The following is a 25,812-nucleotide window of genomic DNA, read 5'->3' as shown; positions in this document are numbered from 1 at the left end:
CCCTGATCACAAATCCCGGCGTTAACTTAATATCAACCCGGGAAACGGGCGGGTTAACTTTTTGGTCAAACCCCACCCCTCCCCCAAAACCCCCCCCCCCCCCCCCGCCCCCCCCCCCCCCGGGGGCGGGGGGGGGCGCAATGTGCCGCGTTACGCGGCGAGTCGGAAGGTGCGAACCGTCCGGTCGATCTGCCGATCAGGTCCGGAAGAAAACGAACCAGATGACCGCGAGGATCAGGATCGCGAGCCCGGTGGATATGGCGAGCAGCGCCGCCACCGACGGCCCGGGCTCGCCCTGGCGCGCCTCGGTCGGAGTTTCCACGATCTGACGTTGGTCTCGCGTGGTTGCCATGGTGACCTCAATTTCTGGCCGTCGCGTCGGATGGCTGCGACTCCTCGCGGCGGAATGTCCCGTGGCAACGCATGATCGGATATGATGTTCCGGCCTTTGCAGCCGGATCAGGCTGCAACCGCGCGCCGGACGGCCGGTTAACGCAGATGCAAGATTCAGCGATCCGCCTTGCTATGATTCGGTGTTCCCCGATGGTATCTTCGTCTTCTGTCCCCGTTGCGTTTGGAGTAGCCCATGGCCCCCCGCGCCAATTGGAAGGGTTTTCTGCGTTTGTCGCTCGTGACCTGCCCGGTCGCTCTCTATCCGGCCACTTCGGATACCGAGAAGGTCTCGTTCAACCAGATCAACCGCAAGACCGGCCACCGGATCAAGTACCTCAAGGTCGACGCCGAGACCGGTGACGAGGTGACTTCGGAGGACATCGTCAAGGGCTACAAGGTCGACACCGACACCTATATCGAGGTCACCAAGGACGAGCTCGACGACATCGCGCTGGACTCCACCCACACGATCGAGATCGACGAGTTCGTACCGAAGACCGACATCGACAGCCGCTATCTGATCCGTCCCTATTATCTCGTGCCCGATGGCAAGGTCGGTCACGACGCCTTTGCGGTGATCCGCGAGACGATCCGGAGCATGGACAAGGTCGCGATCGGCCGCGTGGTGCTGACCAACCGCGAGCACATCATCGCGCTGGAGCCGCTCGGGAGCGGCCTGATGGGGACGCTGCTGCGCTACCCCTACGAGGTGCGCGGCGAGAACGACTATTTCGACGACATCCAGGACGTGAAGCTGACCAAAGACATGCTCGACCTTGCAAAGCACATCGTCGAGAAGAAGTCCGGCGCGTTCGAGCCCGAGCTGTTCGAGGACCACTACGAGACCGCGCTGATCGACCTCATCAACAAGAAGCGCAGCGGCGCGCCCATCGCAGCAAAGACCGCGCCCAAGACCGGTGGCAACGTCATCAACCTCATGGACGCGCTGAAGAAGAGCATCGCGAACGAGAAGGACGCAGGCCCCGCGGCGAAAGTGGCCAAGGATGTGACCAAGGACGCCCTCAAGGGCAAGAAGCCGAAAAAGCGCGTCGAAGGCCAGCGCGAGATGCTGCTGCCAATCGCCGGCAAGGGCGGCAAGGACGCTGCTGCGAAAGCCGCTCCCAAAAAAGGCGACAAGCCGGTGCGCGCGCCGGCTCGGGCGAAGAAGGCCGGCTAGCAGCATCGCACAGCGACGGCGCCGTGATGCCTCCCCTCGTCGATCGGCCGACCTGACATGCCCTGGTCGACCGCATTCGACGATCCCATTTCGTTACGTGGCGGGCGCAAGCTGCGGACGCTGCAAGAAGCTGCCGATCACATCATGCGACTGCCCGAGGACACGCAGCATGCGAGCCACTGGCAGACCGCGATCGAAACCCTGATCAACGCGGCCGAGACCGGCGGCGGCTGGATGATGTTCGCCCGCATCGCGGTGTTACGGGCGTTGAATGTGGACGGTCGGCGCGACTGAGCCGGCGCCCCGCTCAAGAACAGGCTCAACAATCCGTTAAGCCAAGCCCGCGCTTTCAGCGTCTGCCCGCGGTCGCGGGGACGACACGTAATCCTACGGAAGGCAAAATTAACCGACGCTTCCCGCTCCGCGCAGCATTGTTGCGCCTCGATTGAACCCGGGATTTGCAGGCTCGTGCAGCAGCAGGACGCCAGACAGAACTACATCGGCATCGTCAACGACGGGCCGAGGAAGAAAGCCTCGCCGGCAGCTCCGCGCGGGCGCAGCCATGCGCGGTGAGCTATCTGGTCGGACGCCTGGCAACGGTGCTGAAACGCCCCGGCAAGGCCGCGCCGGAACGCCAGATCTCGTCCTGAGACGGGATGACGATATCGCCAAATGCGTCCGAATTGGGTGACGAAACCTTAAGTCGATCGGTGACACCATACCAAACGGCAGGTGAGGACCATCCACCTGGGTTTTGACGCGCCCGCGAAAAATTGCTGAATCAATTTACCATTCCGAAAACGGCACCAGCCTAGGTTGGACGGATGAACAGGAGTTGACGATGACTTTGCTCAAGTCATTTCTTGCCGATGAAAATGGTGCCACTGCCATCGAGTATTGTCTGATCGCCACCGGCATCGCGTTTGCGATCATCGCGGCCGTGAACAACACCGGCAGCGCACTCCTGAGCGGCAAATTCAACTCGGTCGGCGCGGCGGTCAAGTAGCCGGCATTGCCGGCGCGCCGCAATCTCATCAGCACAAGTCCGCGTGCAGCGCGTCGGATGACGGGCTCCTCCTTCCGATGCGGCGACGACCCAGCTTGATTTTCGCGAATTCGCAATATGGCGTTGTGTCGGGCGGTTGCGCCATCGTAGAGCGTAAGCTCAAACTGCAGCGGCCCGATGACATGATTTCTTCTGACAAGCCGACCTCGACAATCCGGGCTGGTCTTGGCTCGGACCGATCGGTGGCGATCACCGTTCTTGCTGTCCTGGCGGCTGTGTCGTTTCTTCCGGTGCTGCTGACCCCTATCCCCGCGATGGTCGACTATCCCAATCACCTCGCCCGGATGTATATTCTGAGCCAGAACGGCACCCCCAACGCCAATCCGCATTACGAAGTGGCTTGGGCATTCTATCCCAACCTTGGCATGGATCTGCTGGTCCCGCAGATAGCGCGGCTGATCAGCGTCGAGAACGCCACGCGGCTGTTTCTGCTCCTGAGTCAATTGCTGATCGTTGGGGGCGCGCTCTTGCTCGAATGGGCGCGGAAGGGACGGGTCCATCTCGCCGGCTTTGCGGCGCTCGCGTTCCTTTACTGCCTACCGTTCAGCTGGGGCTTCGTGAATTTCGAGTTCGGACTGGGCCTCGCTCTCTGCGGCATCGCCGTCTATCTGATGCTCGCGGAACGCCCATGGCCATTGCGTTTCGTCGTCAACATGGTCTTCGTCGCTGCGCTATTTGCGGCGCATTTCTTCTCCCTCGGCATCTACGGCGCGACGCTCGGCCTTTACGAGCTCTCGCGCATCCGCCATGGGCGAATATCGTACGGTGTCGCCGCCGCGCGGCTCGCCGCGCTGGCCGTACCGGCGCTTGCCCTGTTTGGGATCATGCGCATGACCGCGGGATCGATCGGAAGCGAAGGAACGAACTGGTTCTTCGGATTCAAGCCGATCTGGCCGTTGCGCATCATGAACGGTTACAATTTGACGATCGCGGCTGCGACCGGGCTTGCGCTGATGATCTCGCTGTTTTTCGCCGCAAGACGCGGCGTCCTCAAGCTCGAAGCAGCCGGGATCTGGCTCGCGACCGGCTTCGCGCTGCTCTACGTCGTCATTCCCTCGAAGCTGTTCGGAACTTCGTTCGTCGACCTTCGCGTGATTCCCGCTGCGGCTCTGATCCTGCCGGCCTTCTGCTCTATTACGCTGCCCAGCCGGACATGGAGAATGGCAGCGCTCGCCGCGATCAGTGGCATCATCCTGGTCAATCTCGCCGTCGTGCTCGCGGTGTGGTTGCCTTACCGCACCGACTATGCGGCCATCGTCGAGTCGTTCCACAAGATCGATCGCGGCTCGCGCATCCTGGTCGCCAGCACGGACGACAATGGAGACCCGCCCTTCGCCGACCTCACCTCATATCCGATGTATTATGCGCCTACGCTCGCCGTGCACTATGCCAACGCGTTCGTGCCCAATCTATTTACGGAAGCGGGCAAGCAGCCCGTGCGGCCACGCGAGGACGTGCGCCGCCTTGCCATTCCCTACGGGGGGCCGATGCCGCTGGGCGTGCTGACCGCGATTGCGGCAAGCCGGCCGCCGGATGGCGTTCCGCCGTTCGTCAGCACCTGGCCCCAGGACTTCGACTATCTCTACGTCCTCGGACCGCGGGCCGTAAACCCACTGCCGGATCTGCTGGAAGCGCTGGATACCTCGAAGCGATTTGTTCTCTACAAGATCCGCCGCAAGTCCTAGGCCGCAAGTCCTGGGCCAAAGCCGCGGCTGCTCGGCGTGGTTAATCGGGCATCACCATTCGCACCGCTTTTTGGAAGCCACCCCGGCTCCCCATATCCTTTAACGGTTGTGGCAAGGCGACCTTAACCACCCCCGGCATAGACTTCCGCTCCTGCAACGAGTTGGACTCTCTCGCATGGCGGCCAATTTCCAGTCGATCCGCTACAGCCTCGTCATCCCCGTGTTCAACGAGGAAGCCGTGTTGCCGGTGCTGCTGCGCAGGCTCGACCTGGTCTTGTCCCGGCTCGACGGGCCGGCTGAGGCGATCTTCGTCGACGACGGCAGCAGCGATTCCAGTTCGATCGTGCTACAGGCGCTCGCCACGCGCGACCCGCGCTTTCGCTATATCGGCCTGTCGCGAAATTTCGGGCATCAGATCGCCATCACCGCCGGCATGGACGCCGCGCAAGGTGAAGCAATCATCGTCATGGATGCCGATTTGCAGGATCCGCCTGAAGTGATCGAGCAATTGATCGCAAAATGGCAGGAAGGCAACGACATCGTCCACGCCCGCCGCCTGTCGCGCGACGGCGAAAGCCGATTCAAACGCGCGACCGCGCATCTGTTCTATCGGCTTCTCGGCAGGATGTCCTCGGTCGGCATCCCCGCCGATGTCGGCGACTTCCGCCTGATCGATCGCAAGGTGCTCGACGCGCTTCGGCAGATGCCGGAGCAGGACCGCTTCGTACGCGGCATGATCGCCTGGCTCGGCTTCCGGCAGGCCGAGGTCGCCTTCCACCGCCTCGAGCGTGCAGCGGGGGAGACCAAATATCCGGTGTTCAAGATGGTGCGGCTCGCGATGAACGCCGCGCTCGGCTTTTCCGATCTGCCCTTGCGGCTCGCAATCTGGTGCGGATTGACGGTCTCAGGTCTGGCATTGCTCTACGGCGGCTGGGTGATCCTGTTGTGGCTCAGCAACGACAGTCATCTCGTGACCGGCTGGTCCTCGACGATGGTCGTCGTGTCCCTGTTGTGTGGAATGAACATGCTGATGACGGGTATCGTGGGGCTTTACGTCGGCCGCATCCATGCCGAGGTGAAACGTCGCCCGCTCTATGTGGTGCAGACACGCGCTGGCTTCGACCGCAACGAGACGGCGGCCGCACCCGCGATCCACGCCGTCAACGAGTGAGCCGGCGCATGACCGAACTCTTTGACGGTTATCACGACAACTACCGTGACGTGGTCCAATCCTCGATCGACTTCTCCGGCTTGCCGCATCACTTCTTCATGCGCGCCAAGGCCGATCTCCTGGGCAATCTGATCGCGCAGCGGCTCGACAAGGAGAGGCCCGACATGCTGGACGTCGGCTGCGGCGTGGGCAGCCTTCATCCCCTGCTGCACGGCATGGTCGGCCGCTTGAGCGGGATCGACGTTTCTTCGGCCAGCCTGGCGCAGGCACGCGCTGACAACGGCAAGGTCGACTACCGTGAGTTTGACGGCCGCACCTTTCCTTTCGACGATGCCAGCTTCGATCTGGTCACCGCCGTCTGCGTGATGCACCACGTCGTGCCGGCCGAATGGGCGCAATTCATCGCCGAGATGCGGCGCGTGACCCGCCCCGGGGGACTCGTCTGCGTCATCGAGCACAATCCGTACAACCCGCTGACCCGCCTTGCCGTCGCGCGTTGTGAGTTCGACCGGGACGCCGTCCTGCTCGGGGCCGGCACAACCCGAAAATTGATGGCTGCCGGCGGCTTGCGCGAGATCGGTGCGCGCCATTTCCTGCTGCTGCCCTGGGACACCAAGCCGGCGCGGCGCCTCGAAGCGACCCTGAGCAGCGTGCCGCTCGGCGGCCAATACGCCGCCTACGGGACCGCTTGATCTATCATTGCGGCATATCTCGCCGCTTGTGCACGACCGCCACGTCGTCGCTGTAGACGCGCTGCCATTGGGGCAGCCGGTCCAGCATCGCTATCGCCGGCGTTCCCGGCGCGAGCAGCGTTGCGCCGATGTTGTATTCGTCGAGCAACTTGAGAAAGTCGCCGAGATCGACCAGCGCCAGGGCACGATTGTAGCGGTTGATGAACGCTCCCCCGTACAGTTCACCGCGACCGTCGATAAAGGTGGGAATGCCGGCAAACATCAAATAGCCGCCAAAGGAATAATCGTTGAGCACGTGCCCCGCCGTGGCGAGGTTGGCTTCAGCGATGGCAGCCTGAGGGGTAATGGCCGGAGCCGGTCGTATGTCACGCGCCAGCGTCGCCCCGCTCACCACGATCAACACACCCAGCGTGGCCAGGTTCAGGCCGCGTGACGAGCCGGGAGCATCTTCTCCCACCGGTCCGCCGAACGTCCGCCCCAGCGGAGCCGCCAGATAGAGCGGCGCCAGCATGGCCAGCAGATCCGCATTGCGGATCTGGGCCAGCGCGAAATGCAGCAAGCCGATCACGACCAACGCACGCACGACCGGCAGCGTCACGCCACGCGAGAGCGCGAAGATGCCGGCCAGCAGCAGCAATTCGAAGAAGCCTATGTGGCTGAAATCCTGCGGCCGCCATTCCGCGATCCAACCGAGCGCGGGGCCGAGGCCGAGCGTCGTCAGCGGCATCAGCAGCGGTTCCGGCCCGTAGGGCGTCAGGCAGGACGCCGCGACCGCGAGCGCGGTGAACGGCAGCCACTGCAGGAACACGCGTGGCCATTCGCTACGCTTCTCGCGCAGCAGCGCCTCGAGCCCCGCAGGGCCGATCAGTCCAAGCGCCAGCACCACACTGCCGTGCAGATTGGCCCACACGACCAGTAGAGGAAGGGCCCAATACGGCGGAGGCCCACCACGCTCCATGCAGCGCACCAGGGCAGCCGCCCAGGTCACCATCAGCGGCAGCACCAGCACGTGTGGCCGCGCCAGCATATGCGGCGCCAACAGGATGACGGCCGCGATCACCATGAGCAGCGTCTGGGTCGGCGAAAGCTCGCGCAGCAGGAAGAACGTCAACAAACCAAAGGCGAGCGCTATCGCCGCGGCAGCGACGACGAGGACGCCCTGCCAGCCGGCAAGCGCGTAGGCACCGGCGTAGATGATCTCCGAGAGCCATTCGAAGGTGATCCAGGGCGCGCCGTGCCTCGAAAAGGAAAATGGGTCAGTCGCCGGCAGCATGCCGTGCGCGATGATCCAGCGCCCGACTTCGATGTGCGAATAGCTGTCGGGATCATTGAGCAGCCGCGGTCCAAGAATCAGCAACAGGGCATATACCCCAAGGCTCACCAGCCAGGGAAGCGCAGCACGCGCCGAAAACGGTTGAACCTCGCTGTGGACGACCTGGTCACTCATGGCGAGCGCAAGTTAGGGCGCAAGCGTTAAATTCCTCTTTGACTTCACCGCGCCTGGCTTGGTGCGGCGGGCCGGTCACGCTTTGTGAACTATACTCCCGGCTGCGAAATCCAGGCTGCGGCGCTTTGACGACCATGTGGGTCCTGATACGCTTCACACTGTCAATCCACCAACCACAGCTGCTTGAAGGATGCGGATGAGAAGCGTGATGCTCCTGGCTTTCAGCCTCATCGTTGTCGGCGTCTGGTCGCAGGACAGCGCAAGAGGACAGACTTCGGCCGCCCCGCCGGTTTCGCTTTCTCCGCCCAATGCATCGCCGCCGCATGCGGGCGCCAAAAATTCCAGACCTCCGCCGGCAGCATCCATCAGAGAAGCTTCGCCGCCGGTGATCGGCGGGCTTCCATCGGCGCCGAACCCGGCCGCCGACTACGATGGCTTCAGCGTAGGCCCCGGCGAGGGCAATGACACCTCGAGCCAAGTGGTGCCGCCTGTGAGGTCACGCACGGCGAAGGGCTCCAGGGCCGATCCGGGTGCTAAAGGCGCCGCTGAGCAATTGATCGATCAAGAAGACGAGGCGTTGAAACGCAAGCTGAGGATCTGCCAAAGCTGCAAGTAGCGGTCGTAGCGGATGGAGCGCGGCGAATTCGTCATTGGTATGTCCGGGTAGCACGGCCCCGGATTGCGCTGCGCTCCATCCGGGCTACGGCAGCTCGCTGCATAGCTGACCTACCGCGACTCTCATCGCCCGCGCTTTACCCTTTCCCCGATTCCTGATCCTCTCTTCCCTAATCGGCCGGACCAACCGGCCTGCCCAGGGAGAGAAACGCCATGAAGCTCGGCACCGCGATTGCGGAAATCATGAAGCGCGAGGGGATCGAGATCCTCTGCGGTTATCCGGTCAATCATCTGATCGAGCATGCGGCCAAGGCCGATATCCGGCCCGTGATGGTGCGGCAGGAGCGCGTCGGCATCCACATGGCGGATGCGATCTCGCGGGTGACATCGGGACGCTCGATCGGCGCGTTCTGCATGCAGCACGGCCCTGGTGCGGAGAATGCGATGGGCGGTGTCGCGCAATGCTACGGCGAATCCGTTCCCGTGCTGGTGCTGCCGATGGGCTATCAGCGCAGGCTCGCGCATATCGAGCCGAACTTCAATTCGAGCGAAGCGATGAAGGCGTTTTCGAAATCGTCGGAGCCGATCATCCTGGCCGCGGAAGTCGCCAACATTTTTCGTCGCGCCTTCACCAAGCTGAAGAACGGCCGCGGCGGGCCTGTCATCGTCGAGATTCCCGCCGATATGTGGAACGAGGACGTGCCGGAGCCGCTGAACTATACGCCGGTGCTGCGCACCCGCTATGGCGCGGACCCTATTCATGTGAAGGAGGCGGCCGACCTGCTCGTCAACGCCAAGCGTCCGGTGATCTATGCCGGCCAGGGCGTGCATTACGCGCAGGCCTGGCCGCAACTGAAACGGCTGGCCGAACGGCTCGCCATTCCCGTGACGACCAGCCTTGGGGGCAAATCGTCCTTCCCGGAGACGCATCCGCTCTCGCTTGGCTCTGGCGGCCTTGCGGTGCCGCGCGCGGTGCCGAAGTTCCTGGCCGAGACCGACGTCATTTTCGGCATTGGCTGCTCCTTCACCGAGACCAATTTCGGCATCGCGATGCCGAAAGACAAAACCATCATCCACTCCACACTTGATCCGAACCATCTCAACAAGGACGTGGAAGCCAGGATCGGCCTCGTCGGCGATGCCGGGCTCGTGCTCGATGCGCTGCTGGAGGAGATCGGCAAGACCGTCACCGCAGATCGCGACGCCTCGGCGGTCGCGGCCGAGATCGCGGCCTCGCACAAGGAGTGGCTGGCGAAATGGATGCCGAAGCTCACCAGCAATGATGCGCCCTTAAGCCCCTATCGCGTGCTGTGGGACCTGCAACACACCGTCGACATCGGCAATACCATCATCACCCACGATGCCGGCAGCCCGCGCGACCAGCTCTCGCCGTTCTGGAAGTCGGTCGAGCCGCTCACCTATCTCGGCTGGGGCAAGACGACGCAGCTCGGCTACGGCCTTGGGCTAGCCATGGGCGCGAAACTCGCAAAACCCGACAAGCTCTGCATCAATGTCTGGGGCGATGCCGCGATCGGCTTCACCGGCATGGATTTCGAGACCGCGGTGCGCGAGCGCATTCCGATCATGTCGATCCTGCTGAACAATTTCTCGATGGCGATCGAATTGAAGGTGATGCCGGTTTCGACCGAAAAATACCGGTCGACCGACATTTCCGGCGACTACGCCGCGATGGCGCGCGCCTTCGGCGGCTATGGCGAGCGGGTGACGAGACCTGAGGACATCATCCCCGCGATCAGGCGCGGCATCCAGAAGACGCAGGAAGGCATTCCCGTGCTGCTGGAGTTCATCACCAGCAAGGAGACCGAGGTGTCGCGGCCGGGCACGTGAAGCGGACCGGATTCTGGCAGCAAACTCGCTATCGCGGACGCTGGCTCCGGCCGCAGGAGATGTGATAATCCGCCCTGGTGCCGCGCTTGTCGCGGCATCAAGCCGGATTGCGAATGACCGCCCCTTCCAACGACATCGCGGAACTTGAGCGCCTGTTACAGGCGGCCACAGCCGAGAACGCGCAGCTTCGCAGTGAGCTCGCGATTGCGCGCGATCGTCAAAGCGCCAGCGCCGGGATTCTGCGCACCATCGCGGCCTCTCCGTCCGATGCCCGGCCGGTTTTCGAGGCGATCGCGTCCAGCTCCCGGCGTTTGCTCGGCGGCTTCTCCGCCACCGTGCTTCAGTTCATCGATGACGAGCTCCACCTCGTGGCGTTCACACCAACGAGCACCGAGGCGGACGAAGGGCTGAAGGCGTCGTTCCCGCGCAAGATTGCCGACTTTCCGACCTTCGCGCTGGTGCGCGGCGGCGAGACGATCCAGTTTCCCGATAGCGAAGCCGCGGAGGTCCCGGAGCTGAACCGGAACCTTGCGCGGCTGCGCGGCTTTCGCAGCGTGCTGTTCATGCCGCTGATGAATCGGGGGACGCCAGTCGGCATGATCAGCGTAACTCGTGCCGAGCCCGGCGCGTTCGCAGCCGACCTCGTGCAGCTGCTCCAGACCTTTGCCGACCAGGCGGTGATTGCGATCGAGAACGCGCGGCTGTTCAACGAGACGCGCGAGACGCTGGAGCGCCAGACCGCCACCGCCGACATTCTGAAAGTGATGGCCGCCTCGCCGTCTGACGTACAGCCGGTGTTCGACGCCATCGCCGCCAATGCCAACCGGCTGATCGGCGGCTTCTCCACGGCAGTCCTGCGCTACATCGACGGCGCCGCGCATCTTGCGGCGTTCACGCCGACCGATCCGGCCGGCGATCGGGTGCTGCAGTCCTCGTTCCCGGTGCCATTCACGCAGTTCCCGCCCTACGGGCTCGTGGCCAGTGGTGTGGCGGCGCAATTGCCCGACACCGAGGTCGAACCGGCGGCGCGGGACATCGCGCGCGCCCGCGGCTACCGCAGCATGTTATTCGCGCCCTTGATGAGCGATGGCGAGGCCATCGGCGTCATCATCGCCACGCGGCGCGCGACCGGCGCGTTCGGCGAGCATCATGTGCGGCTGTTGCAGACCTTCGCCGACCAGGCGGTGATCGCGATCAAGAATGTCAGCCTGTTCAACACCACGAGGGAAGCGCTGGAACGGCAGACCGCGACCGCCGACATCCTCAAGGTGATTGCGGCCTCGCCCGCGGATGTGACGCCGGTGTTCCAGGCGATCTCCAACAGCGCCAAGTCCCTGGTCGGCGGACATTCCTCCACCGTCACGCGCGTCATCGACGGCCTGCTGCACCTGGCCGCCTTCAGCACCGACAACGAAGCCGGCAACGAAGAGCTGCTCAGCTCGTTCCCGACGCCGCTGTCGGCATCCGGCATTCACAGCCGGGTGGCAAGAAGCGGAGAGTTCGCATTCCGCAGCGACATGCAGAACGAGCCCGACCTTACGGACGCCATGAGAGAGCTGGCGCGGACGCGAGGTTATCGCAGCATCCTCGTGATCCCAATGCTGCGCGACGGCGTCGCGATCGGCACGATCGGCGTGACGCGGCCGCAGGCCGGTCCCTTCCCGGACAAGGCGATCGCCCTGCTCAAGACCTTTGCCGACCAGGCCGTGATCGCCATCGAGAACACGCGCCTGTTCAACGAGGTGCAGGATCGCACCAGGGAATTGGCCAAATCGCTCGACGATTTGCGCGCAGCCCAGGACCGGCTGGTCCAGACCGAGAAGCTGGCGTCGCTCGGCCAGCTCACCGCCGGCATTGCGCACGAGATCAAGAACCCGCTCAACTTCGTCAACAATTTTGCATCGCTCTCCGCCGAGCTGACCGACGAGCTGAACGAGACGCTGGCGCCGCTCCCGCTCGCGGACGACGTCCGCAGCGAGGTCGACGAGCTGACCGGACTGTTGAAGGACAATCTCGCGAAAATCGTGCAGCATGGCAAGCGCGCCGACTCCATCGTCAAGAACATGCTGCTGCATTCCCGCGAGGGCGGCGGCGAGCATCGGCTGAGCGACATCAACGCGCTGGTCGAGGAGAGCCTCAACCTGGCGTATCACGGCGCACGCGCCGAGAAGCCGCAGTTCGACGTGACGCTGAAGCGCGAGCTCGATCCAGCGGCCGGGCAAGCGGAAGTGTTTCCGCAGGAGATCATCCGGGTGCTGCTGAACCTGATCTCGAACGGCTTCCACGCGGTGGCCAAGCGCAAGTCGGATGACGGCGCCGCCGATTACGAGCCGGTGGTGATCGCCGCGACACGCGACCGCGGCGACAGCATCGAGATCCGCATCCGCGACAATGGCACCGGCATTCCGCACGAGGTGAAGGAAAAAATGTTCGATCCATTCTTCACCACCAAGCCGGCCGGTGAAGGCACCGGCCTCGGATTGTCGATGAGCCACGACATCGTCGTGAAGCAGCACGGCGGCACCATCGACGTCGCGACGGAGCCGGGCAAGTTCACGGAATTCACGATCCGGCTGCCGCGACAGAGCAGCCTTTCAGACCAGAACAAGAGATAGACTCGCCCGGAGGATGCCGTGACGAATCTGGCTTGGCTCGTTCGACGGCAATTGCTCTCGCTGTCCGGTGTCGGCCTCATGCTGGGCGCTCTGTTCTTTGCTGCCGCGCTGACGCCGACGCTGATTCCGCGGAGCTATCTCACGCAAGGCGCGCTTGCCGGCGGCTGTTTCGCGATCGGCTATTTCGCCGGCGTGCTGTGGCGCCGGCTATGGCACTATCTCGAATTGCCCGAACCTTCGCCGCGGGCGAGGTCGATTGCGAATGCGCTGGTCACGGCCGGTTGCCTGCTGGTCGTCGTTATCTTCCTGCGGCGAACCGCCGAATGGCAGAATTCGATCCGCACAGTGATGAAGATGACGCCGGTCGAGACCGCGCATCCGCTCAAGGTCTGCGTCATCGCCCTGATCACGTTCGCCGTGCTGCTGGTGCTGGGGCGGCTGTTCGTGTTTGTCGCCCGCTTCCTCGCCGTGCGCACAAAGCACGCCATTCCGCGGAAGCTCGCCAACGTGCTCGGCGTGCTGATCGCAGGCCTGCTGTTCTGGTCGATCGCCAGCAACGTCCTGGTCCGGACCGCGTTCAACGCGCTCGACTCCTCCTTCCGCGAACTCGACGCCCTGCAAGAGCCCGAGCGGCCGCAACCGGCCGCCCCCGATCGAACCGGAAGTTCTGCGTCGCTGGTGAAGTGGCAGGAACTCGGGCGCATGGGGCGCCGGTTCATTGCCTCGGGCCCGACCGCGACGGAGATCAGCGCCGTTACGGGACAGCCCGCGCAGAATCCCGTGCGCGTCTATGTGGGCCTCGGCAGCCGCGACACGGCGCAGGCGCGCGCCAGGCTTGCGCTCGACGAGCTCAAGCGCCAGTACGGCTTTGAACGCAAGGTCCTGATCGTCGTCACACCGACCGGGACCGGCTGGGTCGATCCATCCGCGATGGATACGGTGGAATATCTCCATCATGGCGATGTCGCGAGCGTCGCGATGCAATATTCCTATCTCAATAGCCCGCTGTCGCTGCTGTTTCAGCCGGAGTACGGAGCAGAAGCCTCGCGTGCGCTGTTCGCCGAAATCTACGGCTACTGGACGAGCTTGCCCAAGGACAAGCGGCCAAAACTGTATCTGCACGGGCTCAGCCTCGGTGCCATGAACTCGGAAAAATCCGCAGAATTGTTCGAAACAATCGGCGACCCCATTGCCGGTGCGCTATGGAGCGGAGCGCCATTCGAGAGCCGCATCTGGCGCTCGATTACCGATAACCGCAATCCAGGATCACCGGCCTGGCTGCCGGAATTCCGCGACGGCCGCTTCGTGCGCTTCATGAACCAGAACGGGCTGACGGTGGCGCCGGATACGCCCTGGGGCCCGATGCGCGTGGTCTATTTGCAATACGCCAGTGACGCGATCACATTCTTCGCCTACCGCGATGCCTATCAGGCGCCGGCCTGGATGAATGCGCCGCGCGGGCCTGACGTATCACCGGAGCTGCGATGGTATCCTATCGTGACGATGCTGCAGCTCGCCCTCGACATGGCGGTCGCAACCAACACGCCGATGGGTTTCGGCCATGTCTACGCACCCGAACACTACGTCGATGGCTGGGTCGCGGTCACCGCTGTCGGCGATTGGTCTGCCGAAGCGCTCGCACGGCTCAAGCAGCAGCTCGCAGCGAAAGCGCGGAAGACGGGCAATGGCGACGACGATCCCGATCGCGGTGGCTAACCCCTACTCCGCCATCTCCACCTGCTGCGTGACGGACGGACCGGCCAGCGGCCGCTCCTCCATCATGATCAGGCAGAGCGCGGCGCCGGCCATCAGCGCCGTCGCGGCGCCGAAGACGTAGCGGAACGCATGCCGCATGTCGTCGGCGGGAATCGCATTGACAGCGCCGTGATGTTCGCCGGCGAGCGGAACGTCGGCACCGAGCGCGATGAGCAGGATGGCCGCGAACGCCGCGACCGTGAACGAGGACATCAGCGAGCGGAAGAAGTTCAACGCGCCCGTGATGGTGCCGATCTGCGGGCGGGCGACCGAATTCTGCACCGAGACCACGCAGACCGGAAAGGTGGTGCCGAGGCCAAGCGCAAACGCAGCCATCAGCGTCAGCAGTGCCCAGAGCGGCAACGTCGTCAACGTGAGGCCGAGGCCGCACAGCGCAGCCCAGGACGTTCCGACGATGGCGACCCGCTTGTAGTGCTTGGCCCGCGCCATGGTGCGACCGGCGATGGCCGCGCCGCAGGTCGAGACCGCCGCGAGCGGAATCAGCGCGAGGCCCGCTTCGCTGGCGCTGAGGTGATAGACCGCCTCGTAATAGAGCGGCAGCTGCACTGTGAGGCCCGTGATCGCACCGAGCGCGCAACCGCCGGCCGTCAGCCCGAACGGCACAACCGATCCTCCGAGCAGCGGCAGCGGCAGGAACGGCTCGTCCGCGCGGCGTGCGTGCCACACGAAGGTGACCGCGAGCGCGACGGCGCCGCCCACCATCGCAAGCACGGTTGGCGAGAGCCACGGGAAGCGCGTGCCGCCCCAGGTCAGCACCAGCATGAAGACCACGGCGGAGGCCATCAGCAGCACGCCGCCGAGCCAGTCGACCTTGCGCTTGCGGTGGAACACCGGAATCTTCTTCATCCTGGGCAGCAGCAGCGCGATCGCCGCGGCCGCGAGCGGCACATTGATCCAGAAGATCATCGACCAGTGCAGATGCTCGGCGAACACGCCGCCGATGACCGGGCCGAGAATGCCGCCGACCATCCAGACGCTGGAGAAATAGGCTTGATATTGGCCGCGCTCGCGTGGGCTCACGACGTCGGAGATCACGGTCTGCACGACAGGCATGATGCCGCCGCCACCGAGCCCCTGGAGACCGCGTGCAAGAATCAGCATCGGCAGGTTCGGCGCGATCGCACACAGCACCGAGCCCGCGACGAACAGGCTGAGCGAGATGATGATCATCACGCGGCGTCCGTAGATGTCGCTGAGCGTGCCGAATACCGGCGCAACTGCGGTCGAGGCGAGCAGATAGGCGGTGATGACCCAGGAGAGATTGGAGACGTCGTGGAATTGGCGCCCAATGGTCGGCAGCGCGGTTGCGACGATGGTCTGGTCGAGGGCTGCCAGAAACATCGTCAGCATCAGGCTGATGACGATGGTGCGGACCTCGTCCTGCGACAGCGGCGCCGGCGGCGCGAGCGAGGGAGCGTCGTCGACGCTCAAGACCTCGCTCGAAAGGCGCGACAATTCCTCGGCGATATCGTCGGGCAATGTTTGGGTGTCGGCAGAACTGCTCTGCCGCTCGAACTTGTTCATCTCGATCGGAAGCCATGAGGCGGCCCAACGCCGCGAAGGATTCGTTCTATGCAGCCAATGTAGACAGCAAAGTTCTTCTCGGGCAGGCACCGCGGTGCATGGGAGCATCCCACCCCACGGCCATCCCGAAGACGTGATCTATCTGGTGCGACGGATCAGTCCTTCGGACGTCGCTTCAGGCGGGCCCGTTTCGGCAGCTGCGCCGGCCATTGCACGATGTGGTTCTCGAGCTCATCGTCCGGGATCTCCACCTCGCTGCCTTCGACCCGACCGCGTACGGAGACGCCGGCCTCATGCACGGTATTGGGATCGCCTGACACCAGCGGATGCCACCAATAGAGGTCGCGCCCTTCCGCCACGAGCTTGTAGCCGCAGCTCGGCGGCAGCCAGTTCAGGGTGCGGACATTGGCCGGGGTCAGGCGGACGCAGTCCGGAACCTTGTCGGAACGATTCGCATAGTCCTTGCAGCCGCAGGTCACTCCATCGAGCAGCTTGCAGCCGACATGGGTGAAATAGATGTCGCCGGTGCCATCTTCCTCGAGCTTGTTCAGGCAGCAGCGGCCGCAGCCGTCGCACAGGCTTTCCCATTCGGGCCCCGACATCTCTTCCAACGTCTTGGTTTTCCAGAAGAATCCTTCCTGGCCTGAAGGTCGTTTGGGAGCTGCGGTCATGCGCCTCAACAAAAGTTCGAAAGAGCTACGGTTGGTGCCATCTAGGGCGTGCGGCCATGGGGCCGCAAGCGACGCCCGCGTGAGGCCCGTAATGAACCGGGGTCAATTAGGCCTGTTGTTCAAAATCGCAAGCGTGACCATTGGTTTATAGGCCCTGCTCGGCTAGAAGGAACAGCAAGTCCCCACCGTCGCTGGCCGGGCGCCTTGGGTTTGCCGCAACACTCCCGCAAGACGTCTCGATGCCGCCCCGGCGGGGTGCTTGAACGCTTTCGAACCAAGCCGCAAGGGTTCTAGGTGCGCCAGATCATACCACCGCATTGGAAGGCCCGGATCCGGAATTTCTTCCTGGATCTCGATGCGCGCATCGACTCCTCGCTGTTCTCCTCGGCCAAGGGCATCCGCGAGCTCTACGAGCGCTACTCGACCTTCATGGACCGCTTCTATGTCGGGCGGTGGAAGCGATGGGTGTTCATCGAGCCGCTGTCGGAGGCTGCGACCCTCGGCCTCGGCGGCCTGGTGGTGATGCTGACCCTCGCCATCCCGGCCTTCCGCGAGACCGCGGACGAGGACTGGCTGAAGAAGTCCGACCTCGCGGTGACCTTCCTCGACCGCTACGGCAACCCGATCGGCAGCCGCGGCATCAAGCACAACGACTCGATCCCGCTGGAAGATTTTCCGGACGTGCTGATCAAGGCGACGCTCGCGACCGAGGACCGCCGCTTCTACGAGCATTTCGGCATCGACATCGCCGGCACCGCACGCGCGCTCGTCACCAACGCCCAGGCCGGCGGCGTCCGCCAGGGCGGCTCCTCGATCACCCAGCAGCTCGCCAAGAACCTGTTCCTGAGCAACGAGCGCACCATCGAGCGCAAGGTCAACGAAGCCTTCCTCGCGGTCTGGCTGGAATGGCGACTGACCAAGAACGAGATCCTCAAGCTGTATCTCGACCGCGCCTATATGGGCGGCGGCACCTTCGGCGTCGACGGCGCCGCGCATTTCTACTTCAACAAGTCGGCACGCGACGTGACGCTCGCCGAGGCCGCGATGCTCGCCGGCCTGTTCAAGGCGCCGACCAAATACGCGCCCCACATCAACCTGCCCGCTGCCCGCGCCCGGGCCAACGTCGTGCTCGACAACCTCGTCGATGCCGGCTTCATGACCGAGGGCCAGGTGTTCGGCGCCCGCCGCAATCCCGCCTTCGCGGTCGACCGCCGCTACGAGGCGTCGCCGAATTACTATCTCGACTACGCCTTCGACGAGATGCGCAAGCTGGTCGACACCTTCCCGAAATCCTACACCGAGCGCGTCTTCGTGGTCCGGCTCGCGATCGACACCAATGTGCAGAAGGCGGCGGAAGACGCGGTCGAGAACCAGCTGCGCCAGTTCGGCCGCGACTATCACGCGACGCAGGCCGCGACCGTCGTCTCCGATCTCGACGGCGGCATCCGCGCCATGGTCGGCGGCCGCGACTACGGTGCCAGCCAGTTCAACCGCGCCACCGACGCCTATCGCCAGCCGGGCTCGTCGTTCAAGCCTTACGTCTACACAACCGCGCTCCTCAACGGCTTCACGCCGAATTCGATCGTGGTCGACGGCCCGGTCTGCATCGGCAATTGGTGCCCGCAGAACTATGGCCATTCCTATTCCGGCGCGGTGACGCTGACTCAGGCGATCACGCGCTCGATCAACGTTGTACCCGTCAAGCTGTCGATCGCGATCGGCCAGAAGGAGCAGCCGAAGGCGCCGAACCCGGCCAAGATCGGCCGCGCCAAGATCGTCGAGGTCGCGCGCCGCTTCGGCCTCAAGGCGCCGCTGCCCGACACGCCGTCGCTGCCGATCGGCTCGGACGAAGTTACCGTGCTCGAGCACGCGGTGGCGTACGCGACTTTCCCCAACCGCGGCAAGGCGGTGACGCCGCATTCCGTGCTGGAAGTGCGCACCGGCGCCGGAGATCCGGTCTGGCGCTGGGACCGCGACGGGCCGAAGCCGCGCCAGGCCATTCCCGCCTCCGTGGCCGCCGACATGGCCGGCATGATGAGCCACGTCGTCAGCGAAGGCACCGCGCGCCGCGCAGCCCTCGACGGCATTCCGACCGCGGGCAAGACCGGCACGACCAATGCGTATCGCGACGCCTGGTTCGTCGGCTACACCGGCAATTTCACCTGCGCGGTCTGGTACGGCAATGACGACTATTCGCCGACCAACCGCATGACCGGCGGCTCGCTGCCGGCGCAGACCTGGCACGACATCATGCTCGCGGCGCATCAGGGCGTCGAGGTCCGGGAAATCGCCGGCATAGGCATGGGCCAGAAGCTGCCGCCCGAGCGGATCGCCAACGCGCAGGCCAATGCGGCGCCGAAGGTGCTGGAGACCAAGCCCGGTCCGCCGCCCGTATTGACCAAGCGCGGCGCTGACGTTTTGGTGCGGGTCGAGAAGCTGCTGGATGACGCGGCCCGGACCGCGACCAAATCGGCCGCCACCGACCCCAAGCAAGCCAAACCGGCATCGTCCACGAGCGCGCTCGCCTTCCCGCAGAACTATGCGGAAGAGAATGCGAACGCATCCGCCCCGCGCAAGAACTAATCGAAACAAGAACTGATCGAAACAAGTGCGGCTGATCCTGATCACATTGACGGCTCTTCTGCTCGCAACCGTGGTGGGCGTCGGCGCGACCTGGATGACGACGACGCGCGGCACCGAGATCGGCGCGCTGACCATCGGCCCGTGGACCGCGCGCCCGCGCACCGGCACCGCCGACGTCGATCCCTATTCGCGCGCCACCATCGTGCGCAACGGCGAGCTGCCGATCGGCACCGGCGACGGCGTCGCCTTTACCGCGACCGCCGACGACAAGAAGAAGGTGCTCGACGGCCGCTGCGACGTCGTGGTCTCCGGCGTGACGCCGCCGGCGCGGTTCTGGACGCTCACTCTCTACGACCGCAAGGGTCATCTCGTGCCCAATTCGCTGCAGCGCTACGGCTTCACCAGCCAGGAGATCGTGCGGCAGTCCGACGGCTCGTTCGAGATCCGCATCGCCTCGCGCTCGCGCGCCGGCAACTGGCTGCCGACCGGCGGCATCGAACGCTACGCGCTGATGCTGCGGCTCTACGACACCCCGGTCGGCGTTGCCACACGCACCCAGCGCGATGCGCCGATGCCCACGATCACGACGGCGGGCTGCTCATGATCCGGCTGTTGTTCACCATCGTTGCCGGCGTGGTGCTGGGCCTCGTGGTCCATCTCGTCAGCGTGCTGGCGTTGCCGCGGATCGCGACCCAGGACGCCTATTCGCGTCTGACGCCGATGACCAAGCTCAATGCCGTCACGCAGCTTCCGCTCGCCGATCCGCAGACCTCGCCGATGCCGTTCATGGACCCGGCCTTTGCGCTCGCGATCTGCCGCTACGATCTGTCGAACGGACCGATCAAGCTGACGGTGCCCGTCAGCCAGGCCTACACCTCGGTGTCGTTCTACACCCGCAACGAGATCGCCTATTACGCCATCAACGACCGTTCGGCCGGCAAGAAGGTGATCGAGCTCGATTTGATGACAGAGCCGCAGCACAACGAGCTGCCCGAGGACGAAGAGATCACCGCGGCCGACCGCCTGATCATCGATTCCCCCAGCACCACCGGCCTGATCGTGATGAAGGCGCTCGCCCCCGAGCCTGGCCTGATGCCGCAGGCGCAAGGCTCGCTCGCGGCCGCGAGCTGCGGACCGCAGACCGAGCCGCCCGCCAAGGCGGAAGCACCGCGGGGACGGCGCTGAGGCGCGCAGCTTCGGCGACGCGAAAACAAAAAGTCGAAAAACAACCCCATGCACAGTAGCATTAGCATTGAAATCGTTAACCATTTTGGTTGTGCCAAATAGGCGTTTGGACCGATACATCCCTGCCCGTCGCGCAGTTCAGCTTTGACTCGTCGGGCAAAACACTGGCAGAATGGGAGCATCGAAAGTTCACCCGCGCGGAGCAATCCGGCGCGGGTTTTTTCATGCCGGGGCAGATTGCCATGATCCGCGGATGGCTATCGTTGCCATAGCAGGCGGGCGGAATGTTCGCGGGAGACGGCAGTAGTTTCTGGTGCCCGCTTCAGGTGCGATGCACCGCTCGCGGTCTAATAACAGCAGGAAGGAGTTGCGGCCAAAGATTGAAGAAGAAGACGTAGATGATCGCAACTGCCCACCCGTAGATCATGCTGGCTGCAAGGCCGTACATGAAGCTGCCGACGGTAATCATCTTGAAACCGGGAAAGACCGCCATCAAACCAGCTTCTTGAAATCGCGATTTGACCCACATCAACTGCGGTTGCCGACCGTTGCGGGACCCGACGTTTGATTTGCATCAAGGGCTTTCATGCGAAACCTGCGAGTTTGGTTTTGGTCCTGTTGGCAACAGGGCAATCAGGCAATGGTGCCGTCTTGAGGATGCTGCGATGACCTTGCCAGATCATGTTCACGATCAGACCGGCGCACGCCGGGGCTTGTCGCGCAACTCCCTCATCGTTATGGGGCTTGCCGTCATCGCGGCAATCTCCGGAGCGCTCCTGTTCACCCAGCATCAGGCTCATGTACTCGGTGCTCTGCTTTGGCTGCCCCTTTTGGCTTGTCCGCTTATGCATTTTTTCATGCACGGTAGGCATCGAGGAGCTGGGGGCCATCACCACGGCTGAATTTGGGAGCGCCCTATGCGCAGCAAAGAATTCGGCTGGTCTGCTTCGTCAATCCTTCTGGGGCTTTCCGGAATCATCCTGATCAGTGTCGGCGGGTATTTCCTTTTCCTTCGGCCTGCGCTGCTGCCGGAGGACATCCGCTACATGAACCTTACGCCTGTCGAGCTGGAATCGATTGGTCCAAGGTTGGCAAGGTGGCTTGCACACGTATTCAACGTAATGGGCGGCTACGTGATGGCGACGGGTGTGCTTACGCTCACTCTAGCCATGACGGCTTTTCGCCAACGAAGTACTTTGGCGCTGGCTGGTGCTATTGTTGCAGGTGTGGTCTCGATAGGCTGGATGGCGGCCGTCAACGTTATGATCAACTCGGACTTCAAATGGGTACTGCTCGGATTTGCGCTCATCTGGGCTGCCAGCATCGCGGCCTTCGCCGCTGAAGTTCGCCGGTTCGACACCAGCCCCGTTTGCTGATGTCCGCTAGGTGTCACAAGCCGCAGATCACGCTCAAGGTGGGTGACTTCCGCTTTACGTCGGTGAGCCGACATTTATGAGCACCCTCAGCCGGAGGGGTTCATCAGGCTAGAGATCAGATTGATGTTTCCTCACAAGGCCTGGTTGTTCCATCGGCGGAACATAGGCAACAACTTCAGGCGACGACCGCGCGCTTAGAATGGCGGCGCGTTCGAGATTGTCCCCCGCTTGTGCGATTGATCTACACACTCGCTCTTTGGAAAAAGACAGGAACATTCCTGCAATTGCCAAGTTTTCCCGATGCCCTTCCCCAAGGGCGACCCCGAGTGGCCCCAGCTCCATGCCCCCCAATATCCCCGCGAGCTGGGGCCCGTTTTTTCTCGAAATTTGGGCTGATAACGGGAACCAAGAACCACTTGTTGAGTTGGGCACCATTCGCCACCGCGCCTCAAATAATGTGGTGCCGACACACGAAGGACCTCAGCTGGCCCAGCCCCGAGCTGAAGTCCTTTCTGTGTCGTGCGCACATTTTTAAGCCGAATTCGGAACGAATATTCGACCCTTGAATCATTCCATGTCAGCTAAGTGTCGGATGTCTAACCGTGTCGCGCTTAAATCAGTTCGCCCGTGAGGCCGCAGCGGCATTGCTGCGCATGGCAAAAACAACAAAGGATCCCACGGTCGCTGCTGGCTTGGTACAGCGTGCGGCAGACCTGAAAGACCGCACCGGCGAGCTTCCTGCCATTGATGTCGAGGCTATGGCCGAAGAGCCGCCCAAGCCCTTGACGAAGAACTAAGGCTGCCTCGGTGGATGGCGTAGCTGAACAGGCCGCTCTCGACATTGCATAGTCTCGGCATAGTCTCGCCGCCATCTTGGCGCCCAGCTCCTTCTCGACGATTTCGACTGAGTTATCCCACTGCGCGTTCCTGCTCTCCGCCAAGGAGCCCGTCATGTCGAGACTAGCGATCGTATTCGTGTCGGCACTTTCTGTGACCTCTGCTACCGCGCAAAATACTGCGTCCGGACGATCGCACGAGCCGGCCGCTGCCAGCGCGTATGAAACACAGCCTTTCCTATTTGATGGACGGATGCGAGGCGACGGCATGAGGCAGCGAGGGCGTGCCGACAATCGTCACCCCAACGTCGGTGCCATTGACGTGCAACCGAAAGCAAACCAGCCAGGGCGCGAACGATGAGCCCGCGTGCCCGCTTTGATCTGCCCGCCCAGCTGTTCGCCCTGGACGAGGTGATCAGTTGCGCCGGCAATACCTCCAATCGGCCGCTTCCGTTGACGCGATGCAGCTACGTGTTGGTTGATGGGGCCACCGCGGAAATTTGCCGCTGAGCACCGAACCGACGCCTGTGACCCAAGCGGGCATAGCGCACTCCGGCGCGACGTCTGCACCTTAACTCATGGGGAGGTCGATCTCACGCGGCTTGCACTGTCAACTCGCTGACGCGATCTGGTGCATCGAGCATGGCCATGTGCCCAATGTCCGGCAATTCGAACGTGGCCCACGATTTGTCGCTTTTGCAGTCTGCCAGTGCCCTGTCGAAGGCCGGCTGAGGAAATTTCGGCAGGCGGATGTATGTCTTCTTCGCCACTTTTTGGAGCGCTCCGGAAAGCTTGACCTGCTGGAGATAGGTGCCGATCGGATGCGGAGTAACCTTGGACTCGGCGAATACCCGATCGCGTTCGGCAACGACACTGGGCGGATACGTCGGCGATCCACGGACGCCTGCCTCGCCCTTGTCGATGGCCGCCTGTATGCCTTTGCGAACCGGCTCGGCTGCGAAGTCCGCCACCCTTTGTCCATCTGCGGGAATGTAGGCATCAAGCCATACAACCGAGGAGACGCGATCGCCGATGCTTTCGAGCGCGCCCGAGCCTACGAAGCCCGCGTAGGACCACGCCACAAGACAGACGTTGTCGAGACTTTCCCATTTGATCAGGTTGACGACGTCGGCGATGTGGGTGTCCAGATTGACGTCCTTGCTCAGCAAATGCGAGCGCTCGGCTAAACCCGTGAGCGACGGAGCGAACACTTTGTGGCCGCCCTGTTCGAGCCGGTCAATGACCCGGCGCCATATCCAGCCGCCGCAAAAAGCCCCGCTGACAAAGACGAAGGTCTTTCGCGCCGATTGGGCGCGGGCGGCACCAATCACGCTGGATGCCGCTGTTGCCATCAGACCGCTTGCTGCAGCACTGCGAAGCAAGCGGCGGCGACTAACGTGAATTCCTGCCACGACGCGTATCCCTCTCGTGAGGCAATCCGCTACTATGAGTTGTCGATCATAGAGAGTATCCGCCAAAGCGGCAAGGCGGCTCGTGGGGGCGCACCGCCCAGCTCAGAGAGGTCCGCTCAGCGATGCATGGTGCACGTGATTTGCTCAGGCCGAGTTCTTCGCTTCTTGACCCTGAGCGGAAGTCCGAGCCTCAGGATGCCGTTAGCTTGGCTGGGTCTCGGGAATTGTTCTAAGTTGCCGATTTGTTTTCAGGGAGCCTATTCGTGGTGTTTCAGAGCGACCAACTCCACCTGCGAACACTTGTACGGTACTTGCGGAATGAAATTTCCAAGCTTGTGTCGCGGAGGTTATCGTACTTCAGCACCTTCAAACTAGTCGATTTGTCCCGACTGACATACTTTCGTGTTTCACTCCCGACGGACGAGGTGTGGCTGATGTCATTTGGTGCCGGAGGCTCCGAGGTCATACAGTCGATGATGCTCTCGATCGATGAAACCAGGCAAATCTTCCGATCGATCGAGCGCGCGTATGATGATCAAGAATTGGTGGAGATCAAGCTTGGCGATTTGTCATGGAAGACAGACTGTCGGCTCCGGACGAATCCCGACAAAGTCACGATCTCTTTCAAACGTGGTGGGGAGCGAACGCGCGAAGACGTCAGGCGGCAAGACGTAGCCAGGGCAATCGCCGAGTTTCGCAGTCTATTTTGAGTCAAAGGGATGCTGCTAGTGCAGGTCAGCCCGTGGCCCATCAGCGAAGTAGCGGCGCACCTCGTTCAGGTCCACTAAGCGATGCATAACGGACCAGGTTTGATCAGGTTGAGTTCTTCGCATTTGCCCCGAAGCGGACGTTAACGGTCAGTCTTTCATGCCATCCAGACCGGGATGATCTTTGTAAATGTTGTCCTGAAGCACGGCGTCTATCTGAGAGATGATATCGCCCACCGACATCCTCAAGCTCAGAAACTCACCTGCTGGAGAGGCCTCTTTAGCGAGCGTGAGCGCCAAGGATAACTCCTCAATGACCCGCTCTATGTGCCATTTAAATCGTGCGGCTGATTTCGCGTCCATAGAACCATCTCGCGGGAACAGGGTCTGCCTTGCAAATGGCAGCATACCCATCTCAGTTGTACCACTGAGGGAGCGAGGATCTCTACCATCAGGCGGCGCTCCGATCAGCGCTCCTCGATCGGATGCACTCATTTGCAGGGTGCGATGCTTTGCATCGCCGTCAGCTTGAAACATGTGGACGGGCGGCGCCGATCGTCGCTTTTGGCATGACCGGCACTTCAGCGACACCTTCAGCTTCCAGATCAGCGGATCGCTTGTGCGGCAAGGACGAGCATGATAGCAAAGGCCATCGGGTCAAACACAACCGCCCGACCAGCTTTCGAGCCAAGCGTTGTTTCGCTCCATTATGGAGGTGAAACATGTCTTGCGACAGCACCACTGGCTCAATCGGCACATCCAGCTCAGCCTTCGTTCCTTCTCCAAACCCTGGATGGTTCTGGAAACTCACGCTCGCACTGCTGGACGGCATCACACGGCGCCGCCAATACGACGAGCTTCTCGAACTGGACGACCGGCTTCTCGCGGACATCGGCTTATCGAGAACAATCGTTGGCGAGGCTCGACGGTGTTACTTCTCAGGTTGGCGCGACGATGGGTGATCGTCAAATCCTGTCAATGAGCGGCCACACCTGAGCGTGCGAAGGCGGCGCGTCTGCTTATCCCTGCGGAT

At 62.9% G+C, this 25,812-nt stretch carries 27 protein-coding genes; 17 read left to right on the top strand and 10 right to left on the bottom strand.

Features of this window, described 5'->3' with window-relative positions; genetic code table 11:
* Positions 1 to 196: 196 nt before the first annotated feature.
* The gene (locus AC0L3A_RS14290; protein WP_007593402.1) at positions 197 to 352 is read right to left on the bottom strand and encodes a hypothetical protein; all 156 of its coding nucleotides are present in this window, start codon (positions 350 to 352) and stop codon (positions 197 to 199) included.
* A 234-nt stretch (positions 353 to 586) separates the two neighbouring features.
* Between AC0L3A_RS14290 and ku the strand changes: the two genes are divergently transcribed.
* The 6 genes from ku (at position 587) to AC0L3A_RS14260 (ending at position 6,184) form a co-directional block, all read left to right on the top strand.
* The gene (gene ku, locus AC0L3A_RS14285) at positions 587 to 1,570 is read left to right on the top strand and encodes a non-homologous end joining protein Ku (protein WP_007593405.1); all 984 of its coding nucleotides are present in this window, start codon (positions 587 to 589) and stop codon (positions 1,568 to 1,570) included.
* Between the two features lie 57 nt (positions 1,571 to 1,627).
* Positions 1,628 to 1,864 (top strand): hypothetical protein, encoded by a 237-nt coding sequence (locus AC0L3A_RS14280; protein WP_354164366.1) that lies wholly within the window; start codon positions 1,628 to 1,630, stop codon positions 1,862 to 1,864.
* 547 nt (positions 1,865 to 2,411) lie between these two features.
* The gene (locus tag AC0L3A_RS14275) at positions 2,412 to 2,576 is read left to right on the top strand and encodes a Flp family type IVb pilin (protein WP_007593411.1); all 165 of its coding nucleotides are present in this window, start codon (positions 2,412 to 2,414) and stop codon (positions 2,574 to 2,576) included.
* Between the two features lie 182 nt (positions 2,577 to 2,758).
* Positions 2,759 to 4,321 (top strand): hypothetical protein, encoded by a 1,563-nt coding sequence (locus AC0L3A_RS14270; RefSeq protein WP_473254610.1) that lies wholly within the window; start codon positions 2,759 to 2,761, stop codon positions 4,319 to 4,321.
* A 175-nt stretch (positions 4,322 to 4,496) separates the two neighbouring features.
* Complete coding sequence (locus AC0L3A_RS14265; RefSeq protein ID WP_219680764.1) at positions 4,497 to 5,492, top strand: glycosyltransferase family 2 protein; 996 nt, start codon at positions 4,497 to 4,499, stop codon at positions 5,490 to 5,492.
* Between the two features lie 8 nt (positions 5,493 to 5,500).
* Complete coding sequence (locus AC0L3A_RS14260) at positions 5,501 to 6,184, top strand: class I SAM-dependent methyltransferase (RefSeq protein ID WP_219680761.1); 684 nt, start codon at positions 5,501 to 5,503, stop codon at positions 6,182 to 6,184.
* Between the two features lie 4 nt (positions 6,185 to 6,188).
* Here the strand turns inward: AC0L3A_RS14260 and AC0L3A_RS14255 are convergent, their stop codons facing one another.
* Positions 6,189 to 7,631 (bottom strand): hypothetical protein, encoded by a 1,443-nt coding sequence (locus AC0L3A_RS14255; RefSeq protein WP_473254609.1) that lies wholly within the window; start codon positions 7,629 to 7,631, stop codon positions 6,189 to 6,191.
* A gap of 153 nt (positions 7,632 to 7,784) precedes the next feature.
* Positions 7,785 to 7,997 carry a hypothetical protein gene (locus AC0L3A_RS14250; RefSeq protein WP_157158568.1) on the bottom strand — a complete coding sequence of 71 codons (213 nt, stop codon included), beginning with the start codon at positions 7,995 to 7,997 and terminating at the stop codon, positions 7,785 to 7,787.
* Positions 7,998 to 8,438: 441 nt separating this feature from the next.
* Here AC0L3A_RS14250 and AC0L3A_RS14245 point away from each other — a divergent pair, with 441 nt between their 5' ends.
* The 3 genes from AC0L3A_RS14245 (at position 8,439) to AC0L3A_RS14235 (ending at position 14,425) form a co-directional block, all read left to right on the top strand.
* Positions 8,439 to 10,094, top strand: a complete 1,656-nt coding sequence (locus AC0L3A_RS14245; protein ID WP_473254647.1) for a thiamine pyrophosphate-requiring protein — start codon at positions 8,439 to 8,441, stop codon at positions 10,092 to 10,094.
* A 113-nt stretch (positions 10,095 to 10,207) separates the two neighbouring features.
* A complete protein-coding gene (locus AC0L3A_RS14240) occupies positions 10,208 to 12,709 on the top strand; it encodes a GAF domain-containing sensor histidine kinase (RefSeq protein ID WP_473254608.1) in 2,502 nt (833 codons plus the stop codon).
* A 78-nt stretch (positions 12,710 to 12,787) separates the two neighbouring features.
* Positions 12,788 to 14,425, top strand: a complete 1,638-nt coding sequence (locus AC0L3A_RS14235) for an alpha/beta hydrolase (RefSeq protein ID WP_473254646.1) — start codon at positions 12,788 to 12,790, stop codon at positions 14,423 to 14,425.
* Positions 14,426 to 14,428: 3 nt separating this feature from the next.
* On the opposite strand, the gene AC0L3A_RS14230 is transcribed toward AC0L3A_RS14235, so the two are convergent.
* Together AC0L3A_RS14230 and AC0L3A_RS14225 are read right to left on the bottom strand one after the other, a co-directional pair.
* Positions 14,429 to 16,009, bottom strand: a complete 1,581-nt coding sequence (locus tag AC0L3A_RS14230; RefSeq protein WP_354127466.1) for an MDR family MFS transporter — start codon at positions 16,007 to 16,009, stop codon at positions 14,429 to 14,431.
* A 155-nt stretch (positions 16,010 to 16,164) separates the two neighbouring features.
* Complete coding sequence (locus tag AC0L3A_RS14225; protein ID WP_007593435.1) at positions 16,165 to 16,680, bottom strand: YcgN family cysteine cluster protein; 516 nt, start codon at positions 16,678 to 16,680, stop codon at positions 16,165 to 16,167.
* Between the two features lie 294 nt (positions 16,681 to 16,974).
* Between AC0L3A_RS14225 and AC0L3A_RS14220 the strand changes: the two genes are divergently transcribed.
* The 3 genes from AC0L3A_RS14220 to AC0L3A_RS14210 are packed head-to-tail and all read left to right on the top strand — an operon-like array spanning position 16,975 to position 20,448.
* A complete protein-coding gene (locus AC0L3A_RS14220) occupies positions 16,975 to 19,263 on the top strand; it encodes a transglycosylase domain-containing protein (RefSeq protein WP_027516951.1) in 2,289 nt (762 codons plus the stop codon).
* A 25-nt stretch (positions 19,264 to 19,288) separates the two neighbouring features.
* Positions 19,289 to 19,867, top strand: a complete 579-nt coding sequence (locus tag AC0L3A_RS14215) for a DUF1214 domain-containing protein (protein ID WP_007593444.1) — start codon at positions 19,289 to 19,291, stop codon at positions 19,865 to 19,867.
* Positions 19,864 to 20,448, top strand: coding sequence for a DUF1254 domain-containing protein (locus AC0L3A_RS14210; protein ID WP_106942444.1), 585 nt, complete (start codon positions 19,864 to 19,866; stop codon positions 20,446 to 20,448). Before AC0L3A_RS14215 ends, AC0L3A_RS14210 begins: the two co-directional genes overlap by 4 nt.
* 322 nt (positions 20,449 to 20,770) lie before the next feature.
* Here the strand turns inward: AC0L3A_RS14210 and AC0L3A_RS14205 are convergent, their stop codons facing one another.
* Both AC0L3A_RS14205 and AC0L3A_RS14200 read right to left on the bottom strand, forming a co-directional pair.
* A complete protein-coding gene (locus AC0L3A_RS14205; protein ID WP_007593448.1) occupies positions 20,771 to 20,941 on the bottom strand; it encodes a hypothetical protein in 171 nt (56 codons plus the stop codon).
* 91 nt (positions 20,942 to 21,032) lie between these two features.
* Positions 21,033 to 21,248: a hypothetical protein gene (locus AC0L3A_RS14200; protein WP_473254651.1), complete on the bottom strand. Its 216-nt coding sequence runs from the start codon at positions 21,246 to 21,248 to the stop codon at positions 21,033 to 21,035.
* On the opposite strand from AC0L3A_RS14200, the gene AC0L3A_RS14195 reads away from it, so the two are divergent.
* From AC0L3A_RS14195 to AC0L3A_RS14185, 3 genes are all read left to right on the top strand, one after another.
* Positions 21,186 to 21,350: a DUF2933 domain-containing protein gene (locus AC0L3A_RS14195; protein ID WP_354164706.1), complete on the top strand. Its 165-nt coding sequence runs from the start codon at positions 21,186 to 21,188 to the stop codon at positions 21,348 to 21,350. The two genes, AC0L3A_RS14200 and AC0L3A_RS14195, sit on opposite strands and share 63 nt — an antisense overlap.
* A 15-nt stretch (positions 21,351 to 21,365) precedes the next feature.
* Positions 21,366 to 21,824 (top strand): hypothetical protein, encoded by a 459-nt coding sequence (locus tag AC0L3A_RS14190; RefSeq protein ID WP_473254607.1) that lies wholly within the window; start codon positions 21,366 to 21,368, stop codon positions 21,822 to 21,824.
* A 602-nt stretch (positions 21,825 to 22,426) separates the two neighbouring features.
* The gene (locus tag AC0L3A_RS14185; RefSeq protein WP_007593453.1) at positions 22,427 to 22,621 is read left to right on the top strand and encodes a hypothetical protein; all 195 of its coding nucleotides are present in this window, start codon (positions 22,427 to 22,429) and stop codon (positions 22,619 to 22,621) included.
* Between the two features lie 632 nt (positions 22,622 to 23,253).
* On the opposite strand, the gene AC0L3A_RS14180 is transcribed toward AC0L3A_RS14185, so the two are convergent.
* Positions 23,254 to 24,012 carry an alpha/beta fold hydrolase gene (locus AC0L3A_RS14180; RefSeq protein ID WP_007593456.1) on the bottom strand — a complete coding sequence of 253 codons (759 nt, stop codon included), beginning with the start codon at positions 24,010 to 24,012 and terminating at the stop codon, positions 23,254 to 23,256.
* Positions 24,013 to 24,506: 494 nt separating this feature from the next.
* On the opposite strand from AC0L3A_RS14180, the gene AC0L3A_RS14175 reads away from it, so the two are divergent.
* Positions 24,507 to 24,782, top strand: coding sequence for a hypothetical protein (locus tag AC0L3A_RS14175; RefSeq protein WP_007593462.1), 276 nt, complete (start codon positions 24,507 to 24,509; stop codon positions 24,780 to 24,782).
* A 147-nt stretch (positions 24,783 to 24,929) separates the two neighbouring features.
* Here the strand turns inward: AC0L3A_RS14175 and AC0L3A_RS14170 are convergent, their stop codons facing one another.
* Positions 24,930 to 25,316: a hypothetical protein gene (locus tag AC0L3A_RS14170; RefSeq protein ID WP_473254606.1), complete on the bottom strand. Its 387-nt coding sequence runs from the start codon at positions 25,314 to 25,316 to the stop codon at positions 24,930 to 24,932.
* Positions 25,303 to 25,590, bottom strand: coding sequence for a hypothetical protein (locus AC0L3A_RS14165; protein ID WP_473254650.1), 288 nt, complete (start codon positions 25,588 to 25,590; stop codon positions 25,303 to 25,305). The genes AC0L3A_RS14170 and AC0L3A_RS14165 overlap by 14 nt, the downstream gene beginning before the upstream one ends.
* On the opposite strand from AC0L3A_RS14165, the gene AC0L3A_RS14160 reads away from it, so the two are divergent.
* Entirely contained in the window at positions 25,502 to 25,741 is a 240-nt protein-coding gene (locus AC0L3A_RS14160; protein ID WP_219684855.1) for a YjiS-like domain-containing protein, read from the top strand. The genes AC0L3A_RS14165 and AC0L3A_RS14160 overlap by 89 nt on opposite strands.
* Positions 25,742 to 25,812 lie beyond the last annotated feature (71 nt).

The sequence above is a fragment of the Bradyrhizobium sp. MI1.3 genome, from assembly GCF_055811695.1.
The sequence above is the reverse complement of the archived record's forward strand: the minus strand, read 5'-3'. Positions and strand labels throughout refer to the sequence as shown.

Excerpts from the sequence above, each read along its gene's own strand:
- AC0L3A_RS14205 (WP_007593448.1), bottom strand. The coding sequence starts at position 20,941 with ATGGCGGTCTTTCCCGGTTTCAAGATGATTACCGTCGGCAGCTTCATG.
- AC0L3A_RS14250 (WP_157158568.1), bottom strand. The coding sequence starts at position 7,997 with ATGGATGCTGCCGGCGGAGGTCTGGAATTTTTGGCGCCCGCATGCGGC.
- AC0L3A_RS14225 (WP_007593435.1), bottom strand. The coding sequence starts at position 16,680 with ATGACCGCAGCTCCCAAACGACCTTCAGGCCAGGAAGGATTCTTCTGG.
- AC0L3A_RS14200 (WP_473254651.1), bottom strand. The coding sequence starts at position 21,248 with ATGAGCCTGATGCTGGGTGAACAGGAGCGCTCCGGAGATTGCCGCGAT.
- AC0L3A_RS14240 (WP_473254608.1), top strand. The coding sequence starts at position 10,208 with ATGACCGCCCCTTCCAACGACATCGCGGAACTTGAGCGCCTGTTACAG.
- AC0L3A_RS14290 (WP_007593402.1), bottom strand. The coding sequence starts at position 352 with ATGGCAACCACGCGAGACCAACGTCAGATCGTGGAAACTCCGACCGAG.
- AC0L3A_RS14175 (WP_007593462.1), top strand. The coding sequence starts at position 24,507 with ATGTCATTTGGTGCCGGAGGCTCCGAGGTCATACAGTCGATGATGCTC.
- AC0L3A_RS14230 (WP_354127466.1), bottom strand. The coding sequence starts at position 16,009 with ATGAACAAGTTCGAGCGGCAGAGCAGTTCTGCCGACACCCAAACATTG.
- AC0L3A_RS14190 (WP_473254607.1), top strand. The coding sequence starts at position 21,366 with ATGCGCAGCAAAGAATTCGGCTGGTCTGCTTCGTCAATCCTTCTGGGG.
- AC0L3A_RS14255 (WP_473254609.1), bottom strand. The coding sequence starts at position 7,631 with ATGAGTGACCAGGTCGTCCACAGCGAGGTTCAACCGTTTTCGGCGCGT.
- AC0L3A_RS14235 (WP_473254646.1), top strand. The coding sequence starts at position 12,788 with ATGCTGGGCGCTCTGTTCTTTGCTGCCGCGCTGACGCCGACGCTGATT.
- AC0L3A_RS14180 (WP_007593456.1), bottom strand. The coding sequence starts at position 24,012 with ATGGCAACAGCGGCATCCAGCGTGATTGGTGCCGCCCGCGCCCAATCG.
- AC0L3A_RS14170 (WP_473254606.1), bottom strand. The coding sequence starts at position 25,316 with ATGTTTCAAGCTGACGGCGATGCAAAGCATCGCACCCTGCAAATGAGT.
- AC0L3A_RS14280 (WP_354164366.1), top strand. The coding sequence starts at position 1,628 with ATGCCCTGGTCGACCGCATTCGACGATCCCATTTCGTTACGTGGCGGG.
- AC0L3A_RS14195 (WP_354164706.1), top strand. The coding sequence starts at position 21,186 with ATGGGGCTTGCCGTCATCGCGGCAATCTCCGGAGCGCTCCTGTTCACC.
- AC0L3A_RS14265 (WP_219680764.1), top strand. The coding sequence starts at position 4,497 with ATGGCGGCCAATTTCCAGTCGATCCGCTACAGCCTCGTCATCCCCGTG.
- ku (WP_007593405.1), top strand. The coding sequence starts at position 587 with ATGGCCCCCCGCGCCAATTGGAAGGGTTTTCTGCGTTTGTCGCTCGTG.
- AC0L3A_RS14270 (WP_473254610.1), top strand. The coding sequence starts at position 2,759 with ATGATTTCTTCTGACAAGCCGACCTCGACAATCCGGGCTGGTCTTGGC.
- AC0L3A_RS14275 (WP_007593411.1), top strand. The coding sequence starts at position 2,412 with ATGACTTTGCTCAAGTCATTTCTTGCCGATGAAAATGGTGCCACTGCC.
- AC0L3A_RS14160 (WP_219684855.1), top strand. The coding sequence starts at position 25,502 with ATGTCTTGCGACAGCACCACTGGCTCAATCGGCACATCCAGCTCAGCC.
- AC0L3A_RS14210 (WP_106942444.1), top strand. The coding sequence starts at position 19,864 with ATGATCCGGCTGTTGTTCACCATCGTTGCCGGCGTGGTGCTGGGCCTC.
- AC0L3A_RS14260 (WP_219680761.1), top strand. The coding sequence starts at position 5,501 with ATGACCGAACTCTTTGACGGTTATCACGACAACTACCGTGACGTGGTC.